General features: G+C 52.8%; 16 protein-coding genes and 1 pseudogene. 5 read left to right on the forward strand and 12 right to left on the reverse strand.

From position 1 onward, the window contains the following. Positions 1 to 2 precede the first annotated feature (2 nt). Positions 3 to 10652 carry a hypothetical protein gene (locus tag GCE9029_RS16590; RefSeq protein ID WP_231870128.1) on the reverse strand — a complete coding sequence of 3550 codons (10650 nt, stop codon included), beginning with the start codon at positions 10650 to 10652 and terminating at the stop codon, positions 3 to 5. Here GCE9029_RS16590 and GCE9029_RS26775 point away from each other — a divergent pair. From GCE9029_RS26775 to GCE9029_RS26795, 5 genes are all read left to right on the forward strand, one after another. Then, positions 10647 to 11108 carry a hypothetical protein gene (locus GCE9029_RS26775; RefSeq protein ID WP_231870129.1) on the forward strand — a complete coding sequence of 154 codons (462 nt, stop codon included), beginning with the start codon at positions 10647 to 10649 and terminating at the stop codon, positions 11106 to 11108. The two genes, GCE9029_RS16590 and GCE9029_RS26775, sit on opposite strands and share 6 nt — an antisense overlap. A 183-nt stretch (positions 11109 to 11291) precedes the next feature. After that, positions 11292 to 11972: a hypothetical protein gene (locus tag GCE9029_RS27045; protein WP_231870130.1), complete on the forward strand. Its 681-nt coding sequence runs from the start codon at positions 11292 to 11294 to the stop codon at positions 11970 to 11972. Between the two features lie 24 nt (positions 11973 to 11996). Beyond that, positions 11997 to 12947 carry a hypothetical protein gene (locus tag GCE9029_RS27050; protein ID WP_231870131.1) on the forward strand — a complete coding sequence of 317 codons (951 nt, stop codon included), beginning with the start codon at positions 11997 to 11999 and terminating at the stop codon, positions 12945 to 12947. A 321-nt stretch (positions 12948 to 13268) separates the two neighbouring features. After that, complete coding sequence (locus tag GCE9029_RS26790) at positions 13269 to 13577, forward strand: hypothetical protein (protein WP_231870132.1); 309 nt, start codon at positions 13269 to 13271, stop codon at positions 13575 to 13577. Positions 13578 to 13967: 390 nt separating this feature from the next. Next, entirely contained in the window at positions 13968 to 14234 is a 267-nt protein-coding gene (locus tag GCE9029_RS26795; protein ID WP_231870133.1) for a hypothetical protein, read from the forward strand. A 387-nt stretch (positions 14235 to 14621) separates the two neighbouring features. Here the strand turns inward: GCE9029_RS26795 and GCE9029_RS27125 are convergent. The 11 genes and pseudogenes from GCE9029_RS27125 to GCE9029_RS16640 form a co-directional block, all read right to left on the reverse strand. Continuing rightward, a pseudogene (locus GCE9029_RS27125) lies at positions 14622 to 14894 on the reverse strand (DUF6531 domain-containing protein); the annotation flags it as partial. A gap of 159 nt (positions 14895 to 15053) precedes the next feature. Beyond that, entirely contained in the window at positions 15054 to 15662 is a 609-nt protein-coding gene (locus GCE9029_RS16595) for a tetratricopeptide repeat protein (protein WP_062664883.1), read from the reverse strand. Beyond that, on the reverse strand, positions 15655 to 16230 hold the full coding sequence (locus GCE9029_RS16600) for a sigma-70 family RNA polymerase sigma factor (RefSeq protein WP_157487823.1): 576 nt from the start codon (positions 16228 to 16230) through the stop codon (positions 15655 to 15657). Before GCE9029_RS16600 ends, GCE9029_RS16595 begins: the two co-directional genes overlap by 8 nt. Positions 16231 to 16244: 14 nt before the next feature. Then, entirely contained in the window at positions 16245 to 16889 is a 645-nt protein-coding gene (locus GCE9029_RS16605; protein ID WP_231870134.1) for a flagellar type III secretion system pore protein FliP, read from the reverse strand. 12 nt (positions 16890 to 16901) lie between these two features. Further along, positions 16902 to 17195, reverse strand: coding sequence for a hypothetical protein (locus GCE9029_RS16610; RefSeq protein ID WP_062664887.1), 294 nt, complete (start codon positions 17193 to 17195; stop codon positions 16902 to 16904). Continuing rightward, on the reverse strand, positions 17195 to 17443 hold the full coding sequence (locus tag GCE9029_RS16615; RefSeq protein ID WP_062664890.1) for a FliM/FliN family flagellar motor switch protein: 249 nt from the start codon (positions 17441 to 17443) through the stop codon (positions 17195 to 17197). The genes GCE9029_RS16610 and GCE9029_RS16615 overlap by 1 nt, the downstream gene beginning before the upstream one ends. Further along, complete coding sequence (locus GCE9029_RS16620; protein WP_062664891.1) at positions 17421 to 18143, reverse strand: hypothetical protein; 723 nt, start codon at positions 18141 to 18143, stop codon at positions 17421 to 17423. Before GCE9029_RS16620 ends, GCE9029_RS16615 begins: the two co-directional genes overlap by 23 nt. Next, on the reverse strand, positions 18143 to 19285 hold the full coding sequence (locus GCE9029_RS16625) for a flagellar hook-basal body complex protein (protein ID WP_062664894.1): 1143 nt from the start codon (positions 19283 to 19285) through the stop codon (positions 18143 to 18145). Before GCE9029_RS16625 ends, GCE9029_RS16620 begins: the two co-directional genes overlap by 1 nt. A gap of 9 nt (positions 19286 to 19294) precedes the next feature. Next, on the reverse strand, positions 19295 to 19723 hold the full coding sequence (locus GCE9029_RS16630; protein WP_062664896.1) for a flagellar hook assembly protein FlgD: 429 nt from the start codon (positions 19721 to 19723) through the stop codon (positions 19295 to 19297). Next, positions 19701 to 20441: a hypothetical protein gene (locus GCE9029_RS16635; RefSeq protein ID WP_062664898.1), complete on the reverse strand. Its 741-nt coding sequence runs from the start codon at positions 20439 to 20441 to the stop codon at positions 19701 to 19703. The genes GCE9029_RS16630 and GCE9029_RS16635 overlap by 23 nt, the downstream gene beginning before the upstream one ends. Continuing rightward, complete coding sequence (locus GCE9029_RS16640; protein ID WP_197475374.1) at positions 20428 to 20799, reverse strand: hypothetical protein; 372 nt, start codon at positions 20797 to 20799, stop codon at positions 20428 to 20430. Before GCE9029_RS16640 ends, GCE9029_RS16635 begins: the two co-directional genes overlap by 14 nt. Positions 20800 to 20817 lie beyond the last annotated feature (18 nt).

Below are 20817 nucleotides of genomic sequence, written 5' to 3' on the forward strand. Positions count from 1 at the left end.
CATCACCGCAAAATATTGATATCTTCAGCTCTTAGAGCACCGTTTGATCTTTCTACCATACGCTCGATCATTTGATTCAATTCTGTACGCGATACATTTTGACCACGGACATCAATATTGACTTGTTGCGTAGTATTAGCGGGTAAGTTCTGTGCTCGATGTTGAGCTTGATTTGAAACATTCCGTACAAGATTACTACGACCTTGCGAGGTTTCTACATTGTAGTTTTTGACCTCTACACTCAGACCTTCTGTGTAAGCTTCAGGCCGCGTACTTCCTTTGGTGCCATATGGAACTTCTACACCATCTTTGAAGGATACTTGTGTTCTAAATCCTTGCAGCTCCAATGGTGCAGTGACATCAATTTCAGATTGACGCCAAGATGGCCTTTGCGAAGGAAGATTACTACTTGAAACACCTCCGCTAAACCTCGCAGCTCCATATTTACCCAGAGTACCAAGCCCAGTCAAGCCAATGCCGAGTAAACGTCCAGCAACACCGCCAATCGCATAATCAACACCAGCCATTCGATAGCCTGTTGTTCTTAAATTATGTGTGTCCTGTGCTTGAATAAACCCATCGGTAAAGGCGTTGGCAGTATCGTTATCTATTCCCGCATACTGATTACCTTCAAGATCATACACTCTGTCATATAAGACTCCCAAGCTGTCACCCAGACCTCCATGATCGGGTATTACGGTGATATCAGCTATTTGTAGGTCCCTGAGAGTCTGTTTGGTCAGGGCGCTAGTAAGTAAGTCATCATAAATGTAGTCACCAAACTCTTTGTACCCCCCTATGTTCGCAAACTCTTCGTCACCGAGCATATGCTCCAACTCGTCCCAAACTGCTCTCTGCTGCTCTGCAGTGTAAAGAAGGGCATCAGCTTGAACTCTAGCAGGAGACGGCACTACGCCTTTTGGCGCTTCAGGTGTATTAACGTTTGCGAGAAGAATCCTTCCAGGCTGCTCTTCCCTTTGCTTAAAGTCTACCGTTTTCAAAAGCCTGATACTGTTTTCATCTATTGACTTTCTAAGTTTCTCTCTTTCAAAAGCTGCACTTCTTTCAATGTCATAAGCCTCCCTCGCCCCGCTGGTCGCTGCTGTAGCCAAAGCATTACCAAACGCGTCAGTGAGGATATTCCCCGCATTTCTTCGGAAAGACTCACCACGTAAAGCGGATGCGGTTGCTGAACTCACAAAATTATCGATCGTATCACCGACAACATTTAAGCCTTTCGTCAGCTGCGCGGAACCCACACTGACTACAGAGCCCACAGCAGAGGCCGCGAGATTGGTCCAGCTGAATGAAAAGTCCTCACCCAGCAATTTTGAACCCAGATAGTTCCCGCCGTAGCTAGTCGCACTGCTAACGGCGGCATTACCCGCTTGACGCCATGCCAGATTCGCCGCGTCAGGGTTAGCATTAAACACACCATACTCGCCTAGTGCACCGCCAATACCGGATGCAGCCGCAGCTGTTAAACCACCCAGCGCGACTTGCTCCCACGAAAAGTCGTCAACGACCCCTAATCCTTTACCCACCAATTGAGAAGCGGCTGAACCAACGGCGCCGCCAATAGCTGCGGCTCCAGCCAGACCCAAAGCACCTAAAGATGTCGTGACGCCTGCTGCTGTAGTCACTACTGCACCACCTGCCGCAACACCACCCAGCGCCCCGACGCCCGCCGCGCCGACACCACCTGCCGTTAAGCCACCGCCCGCAAACAATGTTGCCGCCGCTCCTGCCGTATAGATGGTCACCACCACTGCCACAACCACCATCACAATCATTGCAATCGGGTTACAGCTCTTCTTCGGTGGTGGTAGGGCAATCGGATCTGGGTTGACATTACCCAGCACTTCACTTTCGTTGTAAGGCTTGAAGCTCTCTGCGCCATTAAAGGTCTGGGTATGCTGGTTCGGAATGACCAGCAGTTTGCCTTCGGTGAGTGGTTCAGTCGGAGACAGGCCGTTGGCATCCGCAATCAGATACCAGTAGCGGCTGTCGCCATATACCAGTTGCGCAATGCGCTGCAGGGTATCATTGGCACCCACGGTATAGGTACCAGGCTGTTGGCCCGCGCTGCTGCCGCTGTCATCAAGCAGGTCCGCATCGACCTTGCCTTTGGTGATGGTCGCCAGCGGGTTACCCGAGGTCGTGAGGTTCGCGAGCAGCGTGTTTTTATCCACATCCAGCTGCAGAGCGATTTGCCCGTTGAAGTCCGTGAGGTGTTTACGCTCGCTTTCATTCCGGGTACTGGTGATGCCGGTGAGCTGGCCGGTATTGTTGTAGTGGTGGGTGGTCGTGCCGGCCCTGAACCCGCTGCCGTTGCCTCTGCGGGTACTGTCGGCCGTGATGGTCGCTTTTTGTAAGTCTTTCGCGCGATACGTATAGGTGTATTTATCTACCCCCCGGTCTTCACCGTAAATAACGTTTCTCTGCTCCCGCAGCTGGCCGTTGAAGTGATAGTAAAAGTGCGTCGTCGTGCTTGGGTCACCGTTCTCTTTGACCTCTTGCCAGCTTAAGCGGCCATCCTGATAAGCAAAGTCCATGACCGTGGTCTTGGATTCTGTCGCGTTACCCGATACCTGTCCATTGACGTATGCATAGGTATATACCGTGTCGCGCTGAAGCTCCGCATGGCCGGTTTTGTGGTTTTCCATGCTCACCCGGCGCACCACATACGACTGTCCCTGAACCACTTCGGCACTTTCCACCCACGTCAGGTGGCCGTTGCTGTCGTAGTCAAACACGTCGACGGTTTCCACCAGGGCCGTGTGCCCATCACGGGTTTTGTTCTCCCAGCGGGTCTCGTCTTTTTTCTGGCCCGTCGCGGTGTAGGTGATGGTGCGGTCACCGGCATGGTTGCCGATGCTGTTGGTGCCAACATCATGGGCACGGGTATGTGAGCCCACCATGCGGTTGTCTTTGTCGTAGTGATACCAGCGGGTGCTATTCTGCTCGCCCGTGGTGGTAATTTTTCTGCGGTTCCCCACTGCATCGTAGCGGTAGGCGACGGTTGAGGCGTTGAGTGACTGGCCGAAGGCACTGACTGCCTCATTGCGGATGCGCTCAATCCGCCCCAGGTTGTCCCATTCGGTATGGGTCACCAGGGCCGTTGCACCGTCGCTTAGCACCCTTCTCGTCTCTTTGCCGTCGACGTTGTACTGGTAAGACTCCGTTTTCGTCCCGGTTGTCTGGGATTTGAGTAAGCCATTTTCCCAGTAGTCATAGTCGATGCTGATGGCACCGGTCTTTTTATCCAGCTGGCCGTATCGGTCATAGTGATGCGTCACCACACTGCCGTCGTACAAAGTCTCGGTGGAGAGCTTGCCGAACGCATCATAGGCGGAGGTTTTCCGGGCTTGCTCTATACCGCCATCGAGCCAGATTTCGGCTTCTTTGTTACCGAAACTGTCGTAGGTGTAGCGTTTGTGTTGACCTGCGCCCTTGGTTTCCAGCACCCGACCCGCAGCATCAAACCGGGTGTAGATTTCGTATCCAGAGCCACCGAACCATTGCTCGTGGTAACGCTGGCCGGCCTGGTCGTAGGCATACTGGGCATAGACTTCCAGATAACCCGGTGAGCCGTCATCGGTTTCGTGATAGTAAACATCGTTACCCTCTTCAAGCACGATGAGTTCTTTGGCGTTGTCGATTTTTGAGCGGGTCAACAACTGGCCATTGTTGTTGTAGCGGTAAACTTCCCCCTGACCGTCGGTATTGATGCGCCCGACCATCTCCCCGTGGATGTTGTGATAGTAACGGGTGATACCCCCCTGACCGTTTTTATCCCAAAGTTTCTGGCCCGTCAGGTCATAACCGCTCCATTGCCAGTGGCCGTTAGCATCCTGTACGGCGATGCGGTTACCGTGTTGGTCATAGAACATCCGGGTTTGAGGGCGGGCGTCGGTGTCCACCTGACCAGTGGCGTCGACAATGGTTTTGTTTTCCAGCGGTGAGGTCTGCAATATCACCTGGTTGGCATGGTTATAGACAAAGTCGTAGGTGTTGCCATTCATGGTTTGCTTGAGCACATTGCCCCAGCGGTCGAAGGTCTGGGTGGTGACGGACTGCTTGCCATCAAACCACGGTCCTTTTTCGCCCGTCAGGTTGCCCTTGAGGTCATATGCCCGGGTGGTGGTACGGTTGCCGCCCAGGGTCTCTACGGTGACCTTATCCAGCCAGTTGTATTGGTAAGTGGTGATGACATTGTGCTGACTGCCATGCATTGTTTTGGTGTCGACGCGGCCCAGCCCGTCATAGACATACGCTTCCTGCACCACGCCGTTGTGGGTCTTGGCTTCCACTTCGCCAAAGGCGTTGTAGTGCGCTTCCTCTCTGATGTTGTCGCCGCCATTTACCACCACCGTGGTCCCGGTCTGGCGACCGGTCGCGTCGTAGTTGTATTCGGTGCGCTGCTGGTATTGGTACCCCGGTGCACTCACATGGCGCCATTCTGCCTGGGTGCGGTTCATGTCATCCATCTCAACATGGGTGACGTTCCCTTCTGCATCCACGCGGCGGGTCAGCTTGCCGTCTGCATCGTAGTACTGATAGGTGGTGCGGCCATCGCTTTCTGTCGCCATCAGGTTGCCCTGTGCGTCATAGCGGTAACTGGTCAGCTGGTGTTTCTGTAGGCGGTCCGGGATAACTCCTTCAAGGCTCAGTTGCAGACCGGAAACCACATAGTCCTTGCGCTTGCTCCAGCTTGACACCAGACGCCCCAGGGCATCGTAGCTTTGCAACGTGCGGTTCTCTGCTATCAGGTGGCTTGCCGGGTCAGACGGGGCGGCTTCCTGCACAGTCATAAACTGGCGGCCGGCATGGTCGTGGTAGGTGGTGGTGATAAGGTCACCGCGCACCTGCTCGACCGTGGTGCCGCCATGCTGAGCGTACTCTACATCGACCTGGGTCACCTGCTGGCGATTGCCCCGGGCGTCATAGGCAAAGTCGGTGCGGCGCTCACGGGCGGCGCCTTGTTGGGTCTCTGCCCACGCTTCTACCGATGTCCTGTCCCACACCAGCGGGTTATTGTTGCTGTCCACATAACGTGCCTTGATTTCACGTTGGGACGACAGCTCACCGTAGCCGTTGTAGGCATACACGGTGACATACCCTTCTGCATCCTGGCTCGCCATCAGCTGGCCTGCCGCGTTATACAGGTGCTGTTGGTTGGTGACGGTCAGGCTCTCACCCTGTTCGTCAACATAGGTGGTAAAGGTCGACGTCTTGTCACCAAAGGCATTGTGGTGCACCCCGTTGGTACGGGTCTGGCTGTCGACCGAGCTCGACGTGGTGGTGGTTTCAAGCTCACCGCGGGTGCTGTAGCGGTAATCCAGCGCGCGGTAATCCCCACCTTCTCCTTCTGAGATGAAAGCGTCCAGCGCTGCCAGTGTCAGCGGCTCGCCCTCTGGGCGGCTTGCGGTATACGCGTTGGCATAACGCAGCTGCGTGGTTTTCTGGTTGAGCCCGTCGTAGCGGTGCTCGGTGACAAAACCCAGTTCATCGACTTCATAGCGCAAGCGCCCTTCATCGTCATACACCCGGTCACGGCGATGCCCGAGGGCATTGATGTTAACCGCTGCAAGGTTCTGGTTGTTGTAGATAACCGAGCCGCCACCCAAGCCAACAGCGCGGGTCTGGTTGCCCTGCACGTCGTACTCAAAGGCCTTCGTCGACGCCTGATTGGTATTGGCCGCAGTGGTGGTGGTCCTGACATTGCCCAAGCTGTCATAGGTGTGTTCAATCGCCAGGCGACCGATGTATTGCTGAACCCCCGCGTCAGTATGCTCACCGAAGCTGACCAAGGCAGACAGCTCGGTTTTGAGCTGGCCACGGTCATCGTATTCATAAGAGGTATCATGGCTGGCGATGTCAGCATTGGCTTTACGGTAAACCGAGAAGTGCGCCAGGCTGACAAGCTCCTGCGCTTCCGCCAGGGTGGCTTTGGCTTCGTCTTTTGAGACCTCCGCCTGGCGGATGTACATGTCTGCCTGACGGTGTAGGTCCAGCGCCACACCCAGATTGTCATAGGCAGAGTCTAAGGAATCGGTGGCCAGCAAGAGGGCGGATTGGGCTTCGTTGTAGTTATCCGCCGCCACATTGAGCTGGCTGCGCGCCTGAAGCAGCAGTTTCTCAGCATTGGCTTTGTCCACTTCTGCCTGCGCCAGGGTCACGCGGGTACTGGCGACCGCCGCTTCCCCGGCCTCACGTGCTGAGCGGGCCGCCGTCAGCGCGGCTTCGGCATCGGCAATGTCCTGGTCAATTAAAAGCAGAGCAGCGCGCGAATCAGAAATAGCCGCGTTGGCATTGGCAATGGCCGTTTTAGCCGCTTCTTTCGCCGCGTTGGCTTCGGTGACTTTGTCGTAGGCGACGTCGACCTCGGTCAGGCGGTTAACCGTCGCCTGCAGGGTATTTTTATTGGTAACAGCGTTGTTGATGGCAACCAGATAGCCCTCGAGCAGGTTCAGCTCTTTGATACCTTCATTGGCCCAATTTTGAATATCTAAATAAAAATTGTAGTAGTCAATTGCTATGGTATTCACAATGTGATCAGCAAAACCCGAATGTATCGAGGCAAAACCGCCATTAAATACTGCACCATATACAGCCGAAAAATAGTCCATAGGGTATAGTGTGGTAGGCAAGTTTCTGTAATTGTACGCAGGTAGGCTTTGGAATAACTGGATTAAACCATTTAAAACATCTTTGTACTTTTTCACTTCCGAAAACGCTGGAGCCAAATCCACGCTATTGATGAAATCCCCAACTATAAACCCCGTTTCGATAATCTTGATCGGCATATTTGTAATCTGAGGGAATTGAGGGCTTATTAAACCAACAACCCACTGATGCATTCTCTCAGTAGTATGCCCAAATTGCCCTGATGCCAGACGATCATTCATTTTTGGGCTTAGGTTTAATGCCTTATAGGTATCAGTCACATGATACGTTTGAGAAGCGCCCTTCACCCCGGATGTCAGATAGTTCCGCAGTGCCGTTCTGGCATTCCCCTCCTGAGTTGTGGCGGCACCAAGGTCTGTGATGGCTTCACTCAGCTCTTCCGCATTCGCCTCTTCATCCAACACGCCTTCCTGCGTCAACACCGGCTCATGTATGGACAGCAATTCATTGGCACTGTCGAGTTTCTGGGTTTCCAGTTGAAGGGTTTGCTGCGCACTGGACTGGTCATCCAACGCCGATTGCTTATTGGCACTGAGCTGCGCCACCGCGGCTTGAGCGTTGCCCACATTCAGGATGTGTGTCTCCAGGGCTTGCTGCTGGGTGGCCAAAGTGGATTGGGTGTTTTTCAGCGCAGTATCTGCATCCTGAACAGCCTGCAACTGCGCGTCATAGGCGCTGCGCCGCTCAGCCAAATCAACCAACTGCTCGTCGATTTTCTCAGAAAGGGTCGCCACCTCGCCTTTCAGGGTGGCTATCTTCGCCTTGTTAGCCAGGATGTCCTTTTCAGCGTCAACCTTCACCCGGACAGCATCGTCGAGGCTGTTTATCGCGATGCTGGTCACCACATCCTGCACACTGTCTGTTGCGTCCAGCTCAACCATCAGCGCTGACTGGGTTGTGAGAAGTTCGGTCTCTTTCGCTTCCAGTTGCACCAGCTTTGCCAGCGCCTCACTGTTGTCCGGGTCGATTGTCAGCAAGTCCTGCTGAACGGCAATGTCTGCGGCGTTTTGTTGCAGTTCCAGAGCAGTAGCGCGGAGCGCCTCACGAAGCGCGGTAGTCACCGATTCGGATTGGCGCGTCGACAGGGTATTTTTCAAAGTCTCGAGGGTTTGCTTGGCTTCGTCTCGGTCAAGCAGGGCGTCATAGTAAGTGGTAAGCCTGTCAGCCAACATCGCCATGTCAGAAAGGGCACTTTTTATGTAAGTGCGAAAAACGATGGCATCGCGTTCAGCCTGATACATCGCGGCGTTGTATGCGCTTTCAGCGGACGGCGCATTGACTTCTTGCTCACGGGCCTCCCACAAGGCCGTGGCTTCTTCCTGTGTCAGGAACCATTCAGATGGGTCAGATAAAAGCGCATCCAGTTGCGTCAGTGTTTGTGTCAGGCTCTTCTGCACATCCAACATGCCTGCAACAGAACTGGTGGTATAGGATATATACCGAACATGAGCGAGGTGATGCTGCAGGGTTGTTTGCTGGGCTTTGACTGATTCGAGCCCTCCCGGGCTTAGCGCATCGTTCAGCGCTTGCTCGAAGTGCTCGCTATATCCATAAATATTGAAGTGATTGCTATGGCGATCCAACTCCCAATCAAAAAGAGCATGTGCCGAGTGCAAGTAGGGGACGCTGTAGTATTGATAAGGAACATACAAGTTGGGCAAAAACTCATCGGTAGCCGCATTAAAGCTCTGGGTGATTGAGCCATACATCCCCTGAATAAAGCCTGTTACCGACCGGTTTTTCTCCTGCGCCAGCGCTATGGCCGTCTCATAGTCGACCTGAGCCTGCTCAATGGCGGCCTGCAGCTCGGCTTCAGTGCGGGCATCGGCGATTTCATGACTGACCGACAGCGGCGCTTTTTGCACATCCGCAGGCTCGCCGAGGGCGGTAAATGCATGCTCAGCGATTTGGGCTTCCATGTAGGCCTGCCGGGCTTGCACATCTGCCAACGTCGTCTGGGTCTGGGTTTGGTTGGCCTGGGTATAGGTCACGGTATACCGGGCAGCCATATCATTTCGTATCGCCTGCTCTGTCTGGAACACGCGCGCAACGGCCGCTTGCAGATTAGCAAGCTGGGCATTAAGGGAGGCTAACTCCGCCTCATCCGTCACCCCTTCAAAGCGAATCGCGTTGATGGCGGTCACCAGTTGACTTTCTGCTGTGTTCAGCAGGGATAATGCTGCCTGCGCTGCCATATCAGAGGTCGTCGATTGGCCTAAAACGCCTGACGGCAAGGCAAAATCATCCGTCATGTCTGGCAACAATTCGGTGATGACGCTCTCTCCCACCAACGCCTGTACGGCGGCTTCGGTGACGGCTTTATGGCTCAGTGCCGCTTCATACGCGTTATTGGCAACGCCAACTGCAGCCCTGGCGGCAGCTAACTCTTCGCTATACTCCGCCCTAAGAGCGTTTTCCTTCTCGGCGATTTCTTGTCTAAGCGCCAGGATGTCCTGCTTGAGGGTTTCCTGATAGGCCGCCTCTTCCCGCACTTCCAGGTACAGGCTGTCGATGCGGTTTGCCGCATCATTGATGTCGATACCCAGAGTATGGTTCTCTGCATCTGTCGCTGCGATGTCCTGCTCAAGGGCCAGAATGTCGGCATTCAGGCTGTCAATACGTGCCTGCTGTTCATTGACTTCATTGAGTCTCTCCTGAAGATACTCAGCCGCATCCTCAATCCCGCCCAGGGTGTCCAACGCCTGCTGGAACACCCCATAATCACTGAGCACACTGTCGCCATTGCGCACGCTGATGATGGCGTTCTTGATGGCGCTGTTGTTGACATACTCTTTCTTGGTCGCGACTTCCGAGTGGCGGTTGTATTGGTACTCAATCAGGTAGCCGTCACCATCCAGGGTAAAGCGCTTGCGGCCCAGGGTGTCATAGACCGTCATCTCACTGCGCACGGTCTCGTTCGCCAGTTGCGTCTTGAGGTGCTCGCTGAGGGCGTTGGTGTCCGTGAGTGCAGCGGTCAGGCTCACCGTCTCGCCATAACGCAGGGTCTGGGTGACCCTGCCTTCCCCGTCATAGCGGCGCTCACTCACCTGCCCGTTCGGGCTCACGGTAAAGCGAAGCTGTCCTTTGCCGTCATACAGGCTGTGGGTGGTGCGGTTGGCGGCGGAGGCCTGGTTCCAGCCCGCTTCGGTGGTCGGCTTGTGGTATTGGGTGGTGGTCAGTACCTGCCCGTTGGCGTTATAGGTGTAGCCGGTGGCATACCCGGCCCCGTCGATTTCGTAGGTGATACGCCCGTCTTTGTCGTACTGGGTTTTCGTGACGCGGTCTTTTGTGCTGTCGGCCACCTTCTCGGCTTCTTTGCCGGTCAGGAAAGCGGTCCAGGTGCGGGGCGCTTCAATAGCGTGGGCATAGCGGGTGGTCTGTGTCACCCGGTCATTCACGTCATAGTCGTATTCGGTGACATAGTTCAGGGCATTGACCTCATGCACCACCCGGCCGCGGCCGTCATAGGTGTAGCGGGTCACCGCACCGTTGCCGGTGATTTTCTCGGTCACCTGGCCGGCCCCGTTGTAGCGGTATTCCGTGGTGCGCACACTCTGGGTCTGGTCCCAGTCGGCGCCGGATTTCACCACCTTGTGGGTGAGATTCTGTTGGGCGTCGTAGCCATATTCGGTCACGCGCTCTTCCAGTACCCGCGCCGCCGCAGTGTCGGTGGCCGCAATCACCTCGCCTTCCACGCTGCGGAGCACCTTCCCGTTGGCATCGTACCGGTAGGTGGTGGCAACACCGCCTAATTCGGTGTGTATCTCCCGGTTATGGCTGTCATAGCGGACCGTGGTGACCCGCCCTTCGCTGTTACGCCAGATAATGCGGTTCTGGCTGTCATAGCCGTATTCCGTGGTGAGCGTGATGTCATCCACATGCTGGATAACCTGCCATTGCAGGCCGTTGTCTTTGTAGCGGTATTCGGTTTTGCCCCCTTCACTGTCAACCGTGAAGTGCAACAGGCCAGTGTCAGTATCGTAGGTGTTGGTGGTCAGGGTCTCGGCCGTGTCACTGCCCGCGGCGGTAAATTCGGTGCGGGTCACCTGACCCCGGTGGTCATAGTGGAAGTGGCGCTGGTTGCCCTCCCCGTCAGTGACCGTCAGGGTCTCCCCGTGGGCATTCTTCTCCGTCGAGGTCCGCACCCCGCCCGGGGTCAGGATAGTGAGGGTGCTCAGGTGGTCGTCATAGGTGTAACGGGTGAGCAGCCCCTTGCCATCACTCTGGCTCAGGGTACGGCCGAATGCATCCAGCTCGATACGCTCCTGCATGGCCCCGCTCAGGCGGGTAATGCGCTTACGCCCCCACTCCGCATAGGTCAGGGTGGTTATTCTCCCGGCACCGTCCCTCTCTTCCACCCTGCGCCCCGCATGGTCATACTTGCGCGTCCACTGGGCCACGTATTTGAGCCTGGATGACGGCGCAATGTCATTCAGCGAATCACCGCCAGTGATGCTGCTCCCCTCACGGGTGTCTTTCGCCACCGACTGGGCAATCACATTCCCCCGCGCATCATAGCCATACTGGGTCACATAGCGCGCAATCAGGTCACCCCGGGCCTCCCCTTCCGTGGTGTTGAACGCCTGATAGGCATCCGACACATGCTGGCGCACCGTATGGCTGACATGGCCTTGATGGTTGTAGTGATACGCAGTGGTGATGCCTTCCCCGTCCACCTTGCGGCTCAGACGTCCGGCGTTGTCATAGGTGAAGGTCTCTTTGCGTTCCCCCCCGGCTGTCCGGGTGTGGGTCTCCCCGAAGGCGTTGTAGGTGGTGGAGGTGGTGCTGCCCTCTGCGTCGGTCGTCGACAGCAGGCGCCCTGCCCGGTCATAGGCATAGGTGGTGGTGCCGGTCGCCGGGTGGGAAGTGCTCTCTGTCCAGCCCATGATGTTGTAGGTGGTCTGGCTGCCCTGCTGCGTGACCAGGTCGGTCAGGGCCAGCGATTGCCAGTCCTGTTTCCCCGCCAGGGTCACCTGGCCTTCTTGTTCATGAAAGCCGGTGTAGGTCTGGTACACGCTGCGGCTGTCGTCCGTGTTGGCTGCCAGGGTCTGCTGGCGCAACAGCCCGGTCACCTCATCGTAGGCGTAGCGGGTCTCTATGCCATACTGGTTGATGCTGCTGATAAGGCGTCCCGCGCTGTCATGGCTCACGCGGCTCAGCAACTGGGCGGTGCCGGCCTGACTCAGGATGCTCTCCATACCGCCATCACGGTTTTTGACCACACCCAGGTAGCGGTAAGTGGCCACTTCCCGCCCCCCCTCCAGATAGCGGGTCCCGGTTAAAAAGCCCTGGGCGTCCAGCACATATTGCTGGCGTCCCCTGGCATCGTAGAAGGTCTGGATGCGGTCAATGTCTGTCGCCTTGGTATTGTCGACATCCGCATTGGCCTGATGGTAGGTACGGGTATCACTCAGACGCCCTGCCGCGTCATAGGCATAGCGGGTAATAAAGCCGTCAGCATCAGTCTGGCTCACCAGACGGCCCGCCTCATCGTAAGTGCGGGTGACACTGACGGTATTCGCCCGGTCACCCTCTGTGTAAGTCAGGGTCTGGGTCGGGCGGTCCTGGTGGTCATACACCGTCTCCGCCACACGCCCTTCCCCGTCTATCACACGGTGCACGCGGCCACGGGCATCGTACTCAGTGGTAATGATGCGGTGGGTCGCCTTCTCACTGACCTGGGACAGGATATCCTCTGCCGTAACAGCGAGGGTGGACTGGCCATCCTCGTCACTCAACCAGCCGGTCATGTCCAACGCACTGTCGTAGCGGATTTCCTGCACCACCCGCCCTTCACTGTCCCGGCGGTACTCGGTCACCTGACCGGTCACGGACACACTCACCCACAGACGTCCCGCACTGTCATACTGCTGCACGCTCACGCTGCCGTTCGGGTAGGTGCTGGCCACAAGCTGGCCACGGGCATCATAGACAAAGCCACGGGTGCGGCTCGCTTCCCCTGTCGCCCGCTGGGTCTCGGTCACCAGCTCCCCGCGCGCACTGAAGGTGCGCTCGGTCACCAGGCCACTTTCCTGGGTCACCAACACCTGCCGGCTGGCGTCCAGGTACTGGGTACTGACGGTGTTCCCGGCCGCGTCCGTGGTGCTGATAACCCGGTTCAGGCCATCCACCACCTGGCTGCTCTGGGACAGCACCCGCACTTCCCCCGTCGCCAGGTTCCCGCTCAGGGTCTGTGTCCCCAGCAGGTTGCCGAACGCATCATAGGTCATCTGCACATGTTCAGTGCCGGTCACTGACAGGGTCAGTGCCCCGTCTGCCGCCCGCACACTCTGGTCTACCAGTGACCACTGGCCGTCTTTGACTTCACTCACCGCCACCAGTAGGGTGTCTGAGGCGCGGCGCTCGTCTATTGTCCCGGTAAACAGCGGGTGGTCCAGCCCCAGGGCTTTCAGAGCATTCGCGGCCTTGCCGCTGAAGTTGTTGGCCCAGCCGTCTGAGCCGGTCACCACCACCTTGCCCCCTTCTTCCGGCATCACCAGTGCGGCTAATGCCTCTGTCAGCAACCGGCCCCCGGCCGCTTCAGTCTGGGTGTCTACCGTCGTACTGGAGACCACCCGGTGCTGTGCATCCAGCACCGTCAGGGTAATGCCCGTCCCCAGGTCGCTCACCACCGGGGTGGTGCCCACGCTCACGCTGCGGCCACTGGCCTGTGTCGAACTGGAGACCGTGATGTCGGCCACCACGATACCCTGACCTTCACTGTCCAGCTGGGTGTAGGTGGTCTGGGTCGCCACTTCCCCGCGGGCATAGGTGTAGTCCGTCAGGATACTCTGTTGTTTGTTCTGTGTGCCTGCCCAGCCCTCGAGAGCGGACAGGTCAACCACCGCCCCGGTGTCGAACGGCGCCCCGGTGTACACCCGGGTTGAGACCCGCTCGCCCACCCCATTGTAGGTGTGCTCGGTGACACTGCCCACCGAGGACACAGTAAAGCGCAGCAGGCGTCCGTCATACACCGCATGGCTGATACCTTCAACCGTGCCGTCTTCGTGGTAGCGGGTGCTGCTGATACGCTGGTTGTTGGCATCATAGGCATGGGACAGGGTCAGCACCCCGTTGCGGTGCACCTCTGTCAGGTTACCGTTATCGTCATAGGTGTTACGTACCACCGCCCCGCTGGCGTCGGTGACGGTCTTGAGGTTGTCAGCGTCGTCATAGGTATAGGTCATACGGCCTTGCACCGCAGCAGCCTCTGCCCCGGCACTTTCCCCATACACCACGTCCGGTGACAGCACGGACGTCAGGCGTCCTTGTGCATCGTGCTGGTAGTAGCGCACCGCGCCACCCGCATCGGTCACCGCCAGCTGGTGCCCGTTGGCCCGGGTCATGTCCCAGTCAAAGGCCGTCACCTGACCGTTATCATTGACAGTGCTCAGGCGCGTCTGCCCCTCCACATCCTGATACGACAGGGTCACCACACTGCCGTTACTCTGGGTGACACTGTCTATCAGGGAGGAGGTGCCGTGATAGGTGTAGGTGGTGGTAAAAACATGGCCATCTTCGATAGATTTATCCGCCGGGGTTAAGTCCACCGTCACCGACGACAGACGCCCCAGGTCGTCATACCCGTAATGGACTTTGCTGTGGCTGTGGGTCAGGTCACCGTCTGCCCCCGCCACATAGGTATCTAAACGCGAGACACGGCCGGCGTCATCATAGACCACACTCAGGGTCTCCCCGCCCGCGCCCACCAGCGAAGTCAGCACGCCATTCTCATACCCGTAGGTGACGCGGTTGCCGTCGCTGTCTTCGGTGTACTGAAGCTGACCGTCACCCACACGGTACACTTCACGAAGACCCGTCGTCCCTTCGGTGTACACCCAGGTCTCTCCGTCACGCACCAGCACATCATGGGCACCGCTGCCGGACGTCGACAGGTACGACCCATCCGCTTGCAATCGGAACACACTGCGATGGCCATCCCCGGTCACGCGCTCAAGCACATCCCCGGCCGCCAGCACTGAACGCTCAAACGAGAAGCGCCACGCTTCCCCGCTGGTACCCTGGCTGTTGTAGGTGCGTGCCAGTGACAGGTCCAGCCCCTGGGTAATCAGACGCTGGTCGGCGCCCCCCGCCACGACATTGCCGGTGAACGCGTTCACGGCTATCCCGCCTGCGCCCCCGACCGTCGCCTGTCCCTGTACGTCAAACTGTCCCAGCCCTGCGCCGCCGATGATAAGTGCCATCTGTTCTTTCCTTGAGTGTTTTTATGGGTGACACCCCTACATGGAAAGAAACGCGGAAAAAACTGAGCGGGAAAACGAAAAAAGGCCACAAAGCGTGAGATGAGTCACGACTTGTGGCCTTTTGAGAGATCTCAGAAGGAATAAAAAGAAGGAAAAGCGTCACTCCTTGTAGATAGAAAGCAAAGCAGCAACATCCGGTGGTGCTGGTTTCTGATCGACAGGTTCTTGCAGACTTTCAGATGCTTCAGGCTCTTTAGTTGTTATCTCAGTAACATTGTCTTGTGAACCCACCGCCTTGTCTTTTTCTAGTTTATCTTCAAAAGCTTTCAACAAATTGCCAGCATCATTGTTCAACGCCGGGTATAAATCATTATTCGCGATAAACAACGAAAGGTGTTTGATGGCTTCATCGAACTTTCCTTCCTTCGCTGCGATCAACCCTTCTGCGAAGTGAGCAAAGTAATCCAGTTTATCCCAGTAAGTTTCCGCACCTTCCAGATCGTTACTGAAAAAGTAAGCAACGCCTAACTGAAATCTCGCCAACTCATTTTCAGGCTCATTTTCTATAACCAGTTTATAAAGATCGATAGATTCTCGATGTAACCCTAACTGGTTAAGAATGGCTGCATGTATAAGATTTAACCTTTGATCCGGTACCGCATTGATATCTACTTTCTTACAGAGATTCAATGCAGTCGCCAAATCACTATTGTTCACAGAGTATGCTGCGAGATGTAACAACTCTTCGTAGTTGAGTTCATTATCCATTTTTGTCCTTACCACTCGCTTTATTTTTTAACTCACTAATCGCCAACTGGTGTATCTGAGATATTCTTGAGGGATCTCTCCCCATTGAAGAAGCAATGTCTTTAATTTTGATGTCTCGGAAGTAATGATCGACCATGACCTTTTTCCTATCGACACATAATGAAACGATGAGGTTTTGAGCTGCTATGAGATCAGAGAATTCATATGACCTTTGAACGGACCCATCAATGCTGCTGTATATGGAGCTGTCAGGGTAATTTAGGGAAAGGTATTCATCCATGGCGTAACCTGAATGTGCCATGCTAAGTTTACGAGATTGATAGGCGTTGGAATGAATTAGGATACGGTTCATTTCCAGGTACATATAACGAAAACAATATGGCTGAACCTGACCTTTCTTTTCGTCATAGTTCCTGTAGGCATCATATAGTCCGACTACTGCGCTGTTTACGTAGTCACCATACTCATTCTCTTTGTTGTAATAGTGCTTTCTGACAAAACCCTTAGCGATAACCTCACACCAAGGGAGCATGTCCAGCACTAAAGATGAATACGTTCTGTCTTTCATATCGAAAAACGGGGCTAGAACCCACTGATTAAGCTACCAACCAACAGTGTCCAACCGTCGATCAGCACAAAGACCAATATTTTGATAGGAAGAGAAATCGAAATAGGTGGCAACATAATCATACCAAGTGCCATTAGTACACTTGCAACGATCAAGTCTATGAGTACAAAGGGTAGAAAAATGACAAATGCAAACTGAAAAGCTGCTTTAAGCTCAGTAAGCATAAACGCAGGTATTAATGTACCGAGGTCGTTGGGAAGTATGCTATCTACACTATTACTGTCATCTTGACTTAGCCCTTTCACGAAGTAGTAATCTTTTTCTGTTGTTTGACTTGTTAAATATTCAGAAAAGGCTGAGAGACCATTATCTATTGCTACTTCCTGAGAAACCATACCGTCTTGGTATTTATCATAGCTTTCACCTTTAATATCCATATATACCGGTGCCATCGTAAATACACTCATAAACAATGCCAAAGATATAACAACAATATTTGGTGGCGTTTGTTGTAATCCTAAAGCAGTTCTTAGTAACGACAGAACAATCACATATCGAGTAAAACTGGTCACAGATACCAGCAACAAAGGGACAAATGCTGATGCAGTAACAAAAAGAAATGATTGTATTATTGGGTGTGTGAAATCCAGATCCATCATGTATTAAGCTTCTTAGTAGTCCTTTTTACTCTTCCCTGCACTGTCAACTTTTTCACTTATAGAGACAGCATTTGAATTACTGACCACAAAGAGCTCATCATCATGGTATTTAATAACGAACAACTTGGTTTTGTTGTCGAGATAAATTTTGTCTATTACTTGGACTTTGGAGTTTAGTTCCACGCCTTTGCTATCATTCCATTTTTTCTTCTTAAAATAGAGAACAACAATAAGCGCCCCAATAAGCACTACCAAGAGTATGAGATAGCCTATCCCGAAGAGGTCTGGCTCTGGTTTGAAAGGCATTAGATGACGTCCGAGATTTCCACTGCGAAGAAACCATCATCTTCAACAAGTATGCCTTTTGCGATGGGCTTACCATCCATTAAGAGATCAACATTTTCAGATAGTTTTACGTTTGAGCGAATGACACTCCCAGGAGATAACTTCATGATTTCTCCTAATGTACATGTCACATTCCCTATCTTTACTTCTAGAGAGACTTGTATGTCCGAGAATGTATCTAACCGCTTACTTTCCACTTCTGTAGTCACTTTCTATACTTCCTATCGTTACCTGTGGCTGTCCTTGCTCAAATGTCACAAACGCGTTTTTTGATAGGACAGAATCTCCATGCATAATCAGCAGTCCATCTTCTATTTTTTGCTGAGTTTTTATTCGCACTCCTGGCTCAATACTTTTCAAAACACCTATCGTAGAGTTAATGTTATTTATCTTAAGATTCATCTCTACAGACTGAGAACTCACTCTTTCATAGATGTTTTTCACTGAAAGTCTTTTAGATATCTTTAAACCAAGCTTCTCATTAATTACTTTAATAAAGCGTTCACTCAGAAAGACAGAAAGTTCCCCTTCACGAGTTAAAAAGGATACCTTTCGTAACATAGGTTCTTCATCAGAGGAAAAGCTCAGGCTTAGCCCTAACTCATCAATCCAATGCTTGATCTTTTTATTTATAAAAATCTCTTCAAGTTCTAAGTGACTTCGCTGATACTCACTTCCATAACAGTGCCGCATCAATTCTTTAACCATCACTTCGTCGAATTCAAACCTTAGGTTATTACCCACAGAGACTTTAATATGGTTTTTGTCGAGCGTTAATGAATCCATTCCTGTCGATTCATTAATGGTTATTAAATTGTTAGATATAGAGGGAAAACACTTCACCAATTCATCGAGAATAAATGAGATATATCGCTTCTTTTTTAGTTGAATGACGTTTTCTTCAGACATTAGCCACCCGTGCTGTTGTAGAGCTGTTCCAGAAGCTGGTTAGAGACTGTCATGACCCTTGAGCTGGCTTGATAAGTTCTTTGAATAACCATCATGTCACCGAATTCTTCGGCTAAATCGACATTTGATAGTTCAAGAGAGCCAGAAATAATAGTCGCATCAACCCCTCGACCTATCGCTGTAATTTCCGGTGCTTTATCAGCAATAAGGATATGGCCATCCTTCACACTGAAATCATCAAAGTTTACGACTTTAGCAACGGCAACCCTGCCAATTGATGCTTCATCACCATTGCCATAAACCAAAACAACATTACCGTCATCTTCAAAGCGGATATCGGTATAAGGCGATTCGGCTGACCCATCTATCTCTGTCAGTTCAAGCGTTGATGTTTCGTTTTCTTCACGCAACGTCAATCCAGTCAAAGAGCCTGGTTCACCAAAACTCACCGTAATAACCTGACCGCCTTCAAGCGTCACAACAACTTCATTACTTCCCACAGTCAACGTTCCAGCCAGATCGAATTCCAGCGTTCCCTGGCCGACTTCGTTGCCGTCAATGTCGGTGATGCTGACTCCCCAAGATTCATCGTCAGCGTTGTACTCTAGAAACGTTGAAAGCTCTTTGTATTCGCCTTCGCTATCGAAATAGCCAATTGCTTCCAATGATACGTTGGGATCTTTCGTGGTGACTTCTCCCGTCAACGTGGCTTCAGTACTTGGAACTGCAGCAATTGATGCTTTATCTCCGATTTTGATGTCTGTTTTCGCGCCTCGGTTATCGACGCCAACCACTTCGTATCCAGAGAGGCGATCCACCAGCACATTGTCTTCATTCAAAGTAAATGTACCCGCACGGGTGTAGTACTGGTTCGTGTCATCCTTTAGAACAAACATCGCGCGTCCATCAAGATACAGGTCTGTCACGTTACCAGTCTGAGATACTTCACCATCGGTATATTTGACCGACTCTGAAGCTACGCGAGAACCTAACCCTTTGTCTCCTGACTCGACATTGGCAAAGAAAACTTCTTTAGACTTGAAGCCCGGCGTTTGCATATTCGCTACATTGTCACTGACAATATCCAACGCCTCTGAGCTTGTTTTCATTCCAGACAAGCCGTTGTAGAAAGACTGAAACATAACCGCTCCTTAGTTTTCGTCGTTGTACACGCGGGTAAGTTGGGAGACCGGCAATTCGTTCAGGAAGAACTCCTCACCACTTGCGTCCGTCACCTTCAGCGAAACAACCGTTCCCGTGGTTTCGAATCCCACAGAAATCACCTCACCAACAACTAATTGACCACCTGATTGTGTTTCTGCCACTTTACCAATCAAGCCAATTCCCTGGTTCGCTTCCACAAGCGCTCTGAGGCTGGCTAGCTCTTCGTTGGACACACGGTTCGACTCTAACAGCGAGAATTGCGCCATTTGAGCGAGAAAGTCCTGATTGTTCACAGGCTCAAGCGGGTCTTGTGCCCTAAGCTGGGTCAAAAACAGTTCAATAAAGTCATCCTGCCCCAACGCATTATTGAGTTGGCTTGTTTGGGTTGCAGTACTACCTACTGGCGGGATATCCATTGAATACCTCCGTTTTGCCATTGATCGTTAGTGAAAGTGGAACTTGTGAAGCTGGAGACGCGGAATTGAATAGATACTGTTTTAGAGAAACCCCATCCAAATCTTCATAGTTCCGATACATGATTTTTAGATTCTTGCCGTGCTCGACGACTTTAATAAATACCTTCGCGTACTCATCAATTGGCCTGAAAGGAAGCAAAACCTGCTGCTTACCATTTTCAGTACGAAGAGCATCAGACCCCTTAATATTGCGGTGAGCGTTGGAATGCGTTGATATCGAATTGGACCGAACACCATCATTGAATGAGGTAAAAACTGAGTTTTCTCGCGTTGATACATTGCTACTACCAACAGCCGTTGTTTGAAGGTGCTGCCCGGCTGAATGTGAAGGAGAAACAACAGCGTCAAACTCGGTGTGTGAAACCGTTTTATACTGTCCAATGGCTAGCGCACTTTGGATAAACGCTTGATTAAGTAGCGTGACGACTTCTTCTTTTATTTGGATATTTTTCTCATCCAAAGATACCGAAAGATCTTGGTAAATGAGCGAGAGGTAGATGTCATCAGATACACTTTCAGCGATATCTATCTGCTCAGTCTGGCTCAAAGTATCCTCTTGTTCCAAATGACGCTTAAACGAGTCCTGACTGCTGTTATTGACTGCGACATCTTTTCTTTCTGGCTCGACCAATGTGCCGAAATCGCTATGAATTTCCATACTGAATCAGTCCTGCTTGCTGAATCACTAAATCATCGACTTGCTCATTGGGTTGAGAGGGCTGCTGGCTTTGCTCAACTTTGCTTTCAAGTTCTTTGAGAGACTCTTTAATCGCCCTCTCCCGACTCAGTTTTTCTTGAGACTTTTCTATCAGTTTTTCCAGATCATTCGATTCCGCCTCAAGGGTATTGATAGTGGTTATTGCCCCATCGATCTGTTCTAAAGAAAGCTCGTGAAGATTAGGGTTGGTATAGCACTCTGAGGAGGTGTCGCTCATTAAGGGAACGTGCTGTTTTAGATGGCTTAATTCAGCATCAACATTCGAACGCTTTTCTACCAACGATTGCTGAGACTTCATCCGCTTCTGGATCTCAGC

This window comes from Grimontia celer, assembly GCF_900055185.1.
GTDB lineage: Bacteria > Pseudomonadota > Gammaproteobacteria > Enterobacterales > Vibrionaceae > Enterovibrio > Enterovibrio celer.